The 7,183-nt window shown below is 35.5% G+C and carries 10 protein-coding genes; 3 read left to right on the top strand and 7 right to left on the bottom strand.

Going from position 1 to position 7,183, the window contains the following annotated elements; genetic code table 11:
- Positions 1 to 157: helix-turn-helix domain-containing protein (locus tag D8M03_RS16725; RefSeq protein ID WP_147404838.1), on the bottom strand; the 157-nt coding region annotated here is incomplete at its 3' end.
- A 215-nt stretch (positions 158 to 372) separates the two neighbouring features.
- On the opposite strand from D8M03_RS16725, the gene D8M03_RS16720 reads away from it, so the two are divergent.
- Positions 373 to 864 carry a hypothetical protein gene (locus D8M03_RS16720; RefSeq protein ID WP_121215937.1) on the top strand — a complete coding sequence of 164 codons (492 nt, stop codon included), beginning with the start codon at positions 373 to 375 and terminating at the stop codon, positions 862 to 864.
- A 65-nt stretch (positions 865 to 929) separates the two neighbouring features.
- Here the strand turns inward: D8M03_RS16720 and D8M03_RS16715 are convergent, their stop codons facing one another.
- The 3 genes from D8M03_RS16715 to D8M03_RS16710 form a co-directional block, all read right to left on the bottom strand.
- Complete coding sequence (locus tag D8M03_RS16715; RefSeq protein WP_121215936.1) at positions 930 to 1,121, bottom strand: H-type small acid-soluble spore protein; 192 nt, start codon at positions 1,119 to 1,121, stop codon at positions 930 to 932.
- A gap of 12 nt (positions 1,122 to 1,133) precedes the next feature.
- Entirely contained in the window at positions 1,134 to 1,304 is a 171-nt protein-coding gene (locus D8M03_RS17830; RefSeq protein ID WP_170148487.1) for a YfhD family protein, read from the bottom strand.
- 115 nt (positions 1,305 to 1,419) lie between these two features.
- The gene (locus D8M03_RS16710; RefSeq protein ID WP_121215935.1) at positions 1,420 to 2,019 is read right to left on the bottom strand and encodes a hypothetical protein; all 600 of its coding nucleotides are present in this window, start codon (positions 2,017 to 2,019) and stop codon (positions 1,420 to 1,422) included.
- A 174-nt stretch (positions 2,020 to 2,193) separates the two neighbouring features.
- Between D8M03_RS16710 and D8M03_RS16705 the strand changes: the two genes are divergently transcribed.
- Both D8M03_RS16705 and splB read left to right on the top strand, forming a co-directional pair.
- On the top strand, positions 2,194 to 2,430 hold the full coding sequence (locus D8M03_RS16705; protein ID WP_121215934.1) for a transcriptional regulator SplA domain-containing protein: 237 nt from the start codon (positions 2,194 to 2,196) through the stop codon (positions 2,428 to 2,430).
- Complete coding sequence (gene splB, locus D8M03_RS16700) at positions 2,427 to 3,455, top strand: spore photoproduct lyase (RefSeq protein ID WP_121215933.1); 1,029 nt, start codon at positions 2,427 to 2,429, stop codon at positions 3,453 to 3,455. The genes D8M03_RS16705 and splB overlap by 4 nt, the downstream gene beginning before the upstream one ends.
- A 41-nt stretch (positions 3,456 to 3,496) precedes the next feature.
- On the opposite strand, the gene D8M03_RS16695 is transcribed toward splB, so the two are convergent.
- From D8M03_RS16695 to pgeF, 3 genes are all read right to left on the bottom strand, one after another.
- Positions 3,497 to 4,687 (bottom strand): M14 family metallopeptidase, encoded by a 1,191-nt coding sequence (locus D8M03_RS16695; protein WP_121215932.1) that lies wholly within the window; start codon positions 4,685 to 4,687, stop codon positions 3,497 to 3,499.
- A 14-nt stretch (positions 4,688 to 4,701) separates the two neighbouring features.
- Positions 4,702 to 6,114, bottom strand: a complete 1,413-nt coding sequence (locus tag D8M03_RS16690) for a glycoside hydrolase family 18 protein (RefSeq protein WP_121215931.1) — start codon at positions 6,112 to 6,114, stop codon at positions 4,702 to 4,704.
- 164 nt (positions 6,115 to 6,278) lie between these two features.
- Positions 6,279 to 7,040, bottom strand: a complete 762-nt coding sequence (gene pgeF / locus D8M03_RS16685; RefSeq protein ID WP_121215930.1) for a peptidoglycan editing factor PgeF — start codon at positions 7,038 to 7,040, stop codon at positions 6,279 to 6,281.
- Between the last annotated feature and the right edge of the window lie 143 nt (positions 7,041 to 7,183).

Below are 7,183 nucleotides of genomic sequence, written 5' to 3'. Positions count from 1 at the left end.
CCTCTTCAGGAGAACAATTTAGATGTCGTCGTAACTCTCTTGAAATTGTAGATGGACTTCTCTTGAGAAATTCTGCAATTTGTCGAATAGAATAACCTAACTCAAAGTAAGTTTCTATTTTTGAACGTTCAGATATAGTAAGATGAGTATAGCTCATAACGATTCCTCCTTTGATGTTTGTGTGGTAACTAACATTTTATACGAGGTCGTTGTGGGCTTCTTCTATTTTGACTTACAGGTGTTGCACTTAATATTACAATCCGTCATTTTAAAAAAATAATATATAGGAATGTAGCAAAATTAGGGGGGACTCATATTAGATCTTTACTTAGTAGGGGAATAAAACAAATAGGGATTGGATTTATTGCGGCAATGGGTACTGGAATCATACTAGGGATATTATTACGGCTTATCATGAAAATTGTAGCAGTTGTTTATCCTAATCTTTCAACAGGTTTTACATTTCAAGGTACCTTACTTTTAATAATCATTGGTATTGGGTCTGCATTAGCCTTTAGTACATTGTTTATATTTTGTCGTAATTATTTACCTCGCAATTGGTTCATTGGTGGTTTTCTGTACGGATTGATTATTTTATGTATTTTTAGTTATCCATTTTTCACAGAAGAAAATGGGGAATTAAATGGCCCTCAGAAACCTTTGGGAATATTTTTATTTTCTTTCCTTTTCATTATTGGAGGAATAATTTTATCTAAATTCGTAATGATTGCTGAAAAATGGATTGAAAAAGAAATAGCACATATTAAATATTGTTATATTGCTTTCTATATACTAATCGTTCCGTGCCTTTTCTTCGTGTTTGCTCTTTTAAAAGAATTGATAGAGGGGTATTTTTTAAAGTAATAACGGTTAAAGCCCAATACAATAATGTAATGGGCTATTTTTATTTGTGCCAGTATAAAAAATTTTTATTGAATTAAATATTCTTCTTTTAATTCCGAAACATCCACTTCGGAGCGTTCTTCTAAGGAATGTCTCAAATGTACAGTTGCTGTTTTTCCGTCTTCATGTAATTTATCAATCCAAATTGATACACCATTATAACTAACTTCATATTCTTTTGGAGAAGAGTAAATTTGCTGAGCACGGCTAAAGTCCAAAGTAAAGGCCTCCTATAGTTTGCGTTTTGTATTTTGTTTTGTCTTTTCTACTAGTTGGTGGAGTTCATCTAGCTCAGATGCAATTTCTTCTCTTATTTTGTTTGGGGCTATCTTTAAATTATCTGGTGTTTGGGGTAATGATTGCTTGTTTGTACCTTTACTATTACTATCGTCTCTACCCATAAGAAACACTCCCTTCTAATTTGTACATTCTTAATATGGCATGGACTGAAAATTTTTATCACAAAAAAATACACAACATGCAAAACTTCTACATGTTGTGTACATATTACACATACTATTCTAAACTAACTCCTGTCTTAGCTGAAAGATCTTCAACCCCATATAGCCATTGACGAATTAGCTGTCTTGCTTCATCCAGCCCTTGGTTAGCTTCTGCAATTTTATTACCATCTTGTTCTTCTAAAGCATCAATCATAATGACAAACGCATTATATTGAACGTTTGCTGCATCAATATAGAGTTCATGTAAATCTCGAATCTCTTGATTTTTCGGCCTAATGGCTTCTAAATCAACAACAAATTGTCTATACCCAGGCAGCACCTCATCTACTAGTGTGTAGTACATTGTTGCATCATCTGTATAGTTGGCACCTGTTACACTACCATACAGACTGATTAAGCGATCTTCTTCAGGTGCTAATAAAAAAATTTCATCCATATAACTTGTAAATGCATCTGCTAAATTATCATTGGAATTATTTATGGTTGGCTCTGTAATTTTTGGCGTTTCAATTGTCTTTGTCTCTTCTGTTTTAATAGGTTGTTCACTACTAGTGACTGGTGTTGCAGGTACTTCTTTTGATCCAAAAAAGGCACTACACCCGAACAAAAACATGAGCGAAGAAACAAAAACAAATAGCAAAAGTTTTTTCATGGGGTCTCCAATCCTTCCGTAGTATATTTGGAAAAATTTAAAATAAAGCACGATTAATTATATTCGACTATATATTAATTGTTATTTTGTCCCAGTAAATATTTTTAGGAGAATAGTTTTATTGTCATAATTTATTCTTCTTTTGACATGCTATTGTTTGAGGAAGGTGAAGACATGTTTAACAAGTATAAAGCGGGGGATATTGTCTATGTTTTTATTCGTAATTCCCATATACCGGATGTAGCTACAATACAGGAAGCAGCAGTTGTCAAAAATCCAGAAAACCCAAAACAATTGGCTGTATTTTTATATGAAACGTACTATCCTTTAACGGAGGAATTGGCTATTTATTCGACTTTTGAAGAAGCCGAGCAAGCCTACAATAAATATTTTGGGGAAGATACTGCATGAGAAAACCATTTATCCCTCAGCTTGTTTATTTTGAACCGAAAGCTTTAGATTACCCACTTGGAAAAGAGCTAAAAGGGAAATTTGAAGGTATGGGGATTGAAATTCGTACAACAACGTCCCACAATCAAATTCGTAATCTTCCTGGAGATAACGATTTTCAAAAGTACCGTATTGCAAAATCTACATTAGTAGTAGGGGTAAGAAAAACGTTAAAATTTGATACTTCAAAACCATCTGCTGAATACGCGATTCCATTTGCAACAGGATGTATGGGACATTGCCATTACTGTTATTTACAAACAACAATGGGCAGTAAACCGTATATTCGTACATATGTAAATGTGGAAGAAATATTAGAACAAGCAGACAAATATATAGCAGAACGTGCACCAGAAATAACTCGTTTTGAAGCATCGTGTACCTCAGATATTGTTGGTATTGACTACTTAACCCATACTTTAAAAAGAGCGATTGAACATTTTGGACAAACCGAATATGGCCGTTTACGATTTGTTACGAAATTTCATCACGTGGACCATTTACTTGATGCAAAACATAATGGAAATACCCGGTTTCGTTTTAGCATCAATGCAGATTATGTCATTAAACATTTTGAACCCGGAACTTCTCCATTAGCAAGTAGAATTGAAGCTGCTGGGAAAGTGGCAAGAGCAGGCTACCCACTAGGTTTTATAGTGGCTCCCATCTATTTACATGAGGGTTGGCAAGAAGGGTATTATCACATGTTTGAACGACTTGATGCAGAACTTCCACAAGATGTACGTGATGATATAACTTTTGAATTTATTCAACACCGTTTCACAAGACCTGCTAAAAAGGTCATTGAAAAAAACTATCCAATGACAAAGTTAGAATTGGATGAAGCAAAAAGGCGAGTTAAATGGGGGAAGTATGGAATTAATAAATTTATCTATCAAAAAGATGAAGAAGAAGAGATGAAAGAACATTTGTATCGAGCAATGGAAAAGTTCTTTCCAAAGGCAAAGATTGAATATTTCACATAAAGATAGCCGGATCAAGAAATGCTTTGATCCGGCATTTTATTTTAAAGATAAAGTCCAGCTAAAAATATTCCGAGTACATCATCGTAAATCCCATCAAATTGAGAAAGAGGAAGTGGATTTGTCCCTGAACCGATCTCAATTGTAAAACCTGGTCTACGCCAATCCTGTATAAACCAGTCTTTATAACCAGCATAGCTTTCAAGTGTTTTTACTGGTTGATAACCACTTACACGACTAAACTCATTTGCCATCGTTTCGGATTCAGGGGGTTCAAGATTTTCAAAGCCCCAATAGATGACTTCCCCTTGTGTATGAAAAGCAAGTACTCTTGAGAAATCCCGTCTTCTAGTAAGGTCTGCCATTGCTATTGCTTCTGGTTGAGTTAATGGAGCTTCCCCACCATAATCCCTTGGTCCAGGTGTCTTTGGATTTCGTGCTCTTTCTTCTTCCCATTTCGCAGGGAACTGATCATTTAAGTCTACCCCGTTTATATTGGCCTTCCAATTGGAAAAATCAGAGTTGCCGTTATTCCACTCGATAACTTGATCTCGCCATGAGGCATTTTGAGGGGCACCATTAATCACTAAATTTACACCATCTGGATTCACCATTGGTACAATAGAAAGGAATGTTTGTATATATAGTGGAAGTGAAGATAAGCCGCGAATTGAATTTTGATTGGTGAGTGATAATAGATAGTCATTTAAAAAAGTCATAAGAATTGGTGTAGTAATCCATTCATTTGCATGGAAAGAGGCATTGTAATGAACATGTTTAGAACCCTTCCCAATGACAACTTCAGGAATATTTAGACCTAAAACACTATTTCCAATTGACTCCATTTGTATAAAAGGATAGACAGCAACGAGTGTCCATAAATCATTCATCATTGTATTGTAATCGTAATTTTGTTTGCCATTAACAAAACGCCAAGTAACTCTACGTGGCACTCGAATGACTTGACCAATTTGTAAGCGGTTTGGATTTAAATCAGGGTTTACAAGGAAAAGTGTATCGACAGGTAGATTATTTCGTTGAGCAATTTGCCATAAAGTATCGCCGCTTCGTATTTGATAATTGTATGTTACATACCCTGGAACGCGTAATGTTTGGCCGATTGTTAAGAGTTGTGGATTGACATTACGGTTTGAGTCGATAATTAATCGAAGGGGTATGGAAAATACCTGGCTTAAATACCAAAAGGTTACTCCGGGTCGAACATATATATCCATAGCATCTCTCCTTTTTATACACGCTTTTGTATTTCGAAATTATCTTCTAATAACGCCCAGTTTTGAGGGAATGGATAGCCTAATACCCAATAATTAATTCCCCCTAAATTATATTGTTTAACTAGATTAAATTTTGCTTGAGCACTACGGGCATCTTCAAACCACACTTCATGAGCTTGCCCTTGTTCATCGACATAACGGAAAAATGGTGATTGAGTCGCTATATCATATTGAATGGGTACATTATATTGTGTTGCACGGCGAATTGCTTCTTGTGCACTAAAGGTCTCCGCTTCATCACCTACTTGGCGAGGTATTTTCCAATCCCTTGCGTAGATTTGGAATCCTAAAAAGATTTTGTCTGCAGGCATAACAGATAAGGCATATTCAACAACCTTTTGCATTTCATTAATTGGTGAGATTGCCTGTGGAGGCCCCCCTCTCCATCCCCACTCATAAGTCATTAACATAACAAAATCTACTATTCTACCATGTGCTTCATAATCATGAGCTGTATATAATAAACCTTCTTGAGCACCGCTTGTTTTTGGTGCAACGGCTGTTGACACAAAATAGCCTTTAGGGTGAAGACGGTCAACAACGAGCTGAAGAAATTGATTATAATTTTCGCGGTCTTCTGGTAGTACATATTCAAAGTCAACATTTAATCCTTTATATCCTTTTTCATCCATCACATTAAGAATATTAGTGATAAGTCTTTCAACAACTTCAGGGTTTGAAAGAACTTCATGGGCTAAATTTGTACCTACGTCTGTCAAAGAAAGATTTGTTATGGAAAGCATAGGTGTGACGTTATTAGCTCGCGCAGCTTCTAACATTAATTCATCTGTAAATGGCTGAAGCGTACCATCTTCCTTAATGATGTAAGCAAATGGACTTAGGTAGGTTAAAAGATGACCGAGTTCATTGACGGTTTGTGCAGCTGCAGCATCCTTCTGATACGTATAAGCATTTACTGCAATGGTTGGTTTTTTCCGTGGAATTAGTAGCTGAGTACCAGCAACGATGATATTCGGATTTTGAATGTTGTTTGCATTCATAATTGCTTGAGCTGTTGTTTGATACCTATTGGCAATGCGCCATAAGGTTTCCCCTGGTTGCACAGTGTGGGTAATTGGTGGAATATATAAAGTTGTTCCAGGAAGGAGTAGATTAGGATTTGTGATTTTATTTGCCATGATAATGGAGTTAACAGAAACTCCATAGCTTTGAGCAATAGACCATAAATTTTCTCCAACTTGAACGGTGTGAGTGGTGCCAGGTGTTGGAATGAGAATTGCTTGGCCGATTAATAATTGATTGGGATTAGGTAGCTCGTTGACTTTCATAATGTTATCTACACTTACGTTATAGCGGCTTGCAAGTAACCAAAGTGTTTCACCCTGTCGCACAACATGTACGAGCAATATAAAAGCCCCCTCTAATTTATGTTCAATAAAGTAATATATGAAAGATTAGTAGAAAGTATCAGTGAAATTAAAATAGGGATATATTCTGGGAGTTAAATAAAAGATAAGCCAGGCAAATTAACATACCTGGCTAATAGTAATTATTTCATGGGCAATATCATTTAGTTCTTTTTCATAATAAAGCTTAAATGTCGACCAGCCTTTTTATCTTCTCGATATGAAAAACCTTCACTACTTTTGAATGTACAAGTTAAGTCAAGTTGAATGTTTTCTGAAGGGATGCCTATTAATTCACATTGCTTCTTCACAGTTTGTTGATTATCTATATGGTATTTTTTCGTTTTATCATTAAATGTAATAAAGTCATCAGCGTATCCGAGGTTTTTAAATTTTACATATACATCTTCATCTACTTCGAACTTTTCTTGACTAATGGCAGGTCCGAGAATTACGTGAAAATCTGATGGGTTACAATGTTCTTCTTCTACTAAATGCTGAAACACTTTACTTGTTATTTCTTTTACTGTCCCTTGCCATCCAGAATGAATAACTCCCACAACCCCAGCTAAATTATTATAGAACATGACAGGGACGCAATCTGCAGTAAATGTACATAGCAAAATATTTGGTTCAAAAGTGTAAAGAGCATCTGTTTCATTAATTGCAGTTTCTGTGCTAAGAGACCCTCTACCACTATCGTTAACAGAGACTCGGTGAACATTAGCACTATGGGTTTGATTCGCACAAACGAATTGATCGATTCCACAATTTAATGCTGATGCTAATTTTAATCGATTTTCAATTACTTGCTGAGGACGTTCGCATACGTGTAAAGCCATATTGTTCTGCTCTGGTTCAGACTTATCTTTTAGAGTAGTCCCACAAATAAGAGATTGATTATCTAAGTAAAGTTTCGTTTTCATTTCATCACCCCAACTCCATCATACGTATTGTCAAAACTTATATATATAAATCGCTAATAATCGTTGGTTTTATAGTCTTTTACGCAAAAAAACTTGCCACCCCCTGGATTTTGGTGTTAGTTGAGGTTACCACACACAAAACT

The organism is Ureibacillus endophyticus, from assembly GCF_003628435.1.
GTDB classification, from domain to species: Bacteria; Bacillota; Bacilli; order Bacillales_A; family Planococcaceae; genus Ureibacillus; species Ureibacillus endophyticus.
The sequence above is the reverse complement of the archived record's forward strand: the minus strand, read 5'-3'. Positions and strand labels throughout refer to the sequence as shown.

Excerpts from the sequence above, each read along its gene's own strand:
- pgeF (WP_121215930.1), bottom strand. The coding sequence starts at position 7,040 with ATGAAAACGAAACTTTACTTAGATAATCAATCTCTTATTTGTGGGACT.
- D8M03_RS17830 (WP_170148487.1), bottom strand. The coding sequence starts at position 1,304 with ATGGGTAGAGACGATAGTAATAGTAAAGGTACAAACAAGCAATCATTA.
- D8M03_RS16720 (WP_121215937.1), top strand. The coding sequence starts at position 373 with ATGGGTACTGGAATCATACTAGGGATATTATTACGGCTTATCATGAAA.
- D8M03_RS16710 (WP_121215935.1), bottom strand. The coding sequence starts at position 2,019 with ATGAAAAAACTTTTGCTATTTGTTTTTGTTTCTTCGCTCATGTTTTTG.
- D8M03_RS16695 (WP_121215932.1), bottom strand. The coding sequence starts at position 4,687 with ATGGATATATATGTTCGACCCGGAGTAACCTTTTGGTATTTAAGCCAG.
- splB (WP_121215933.1), top strand. The coding sequence starts at position 2,427 with ATGAGAAAACCATTTATCCCTCAGCTTGTTTATTTTGAACCGAAAGCT.
- D8M03_RS16705 (WP_121215934.1), top strand. The coding sequence starts at position 2,194 with ATGTTTAACAAGTATAAAGCGGGGGATATTGTCTATGTTTTTATTCGT.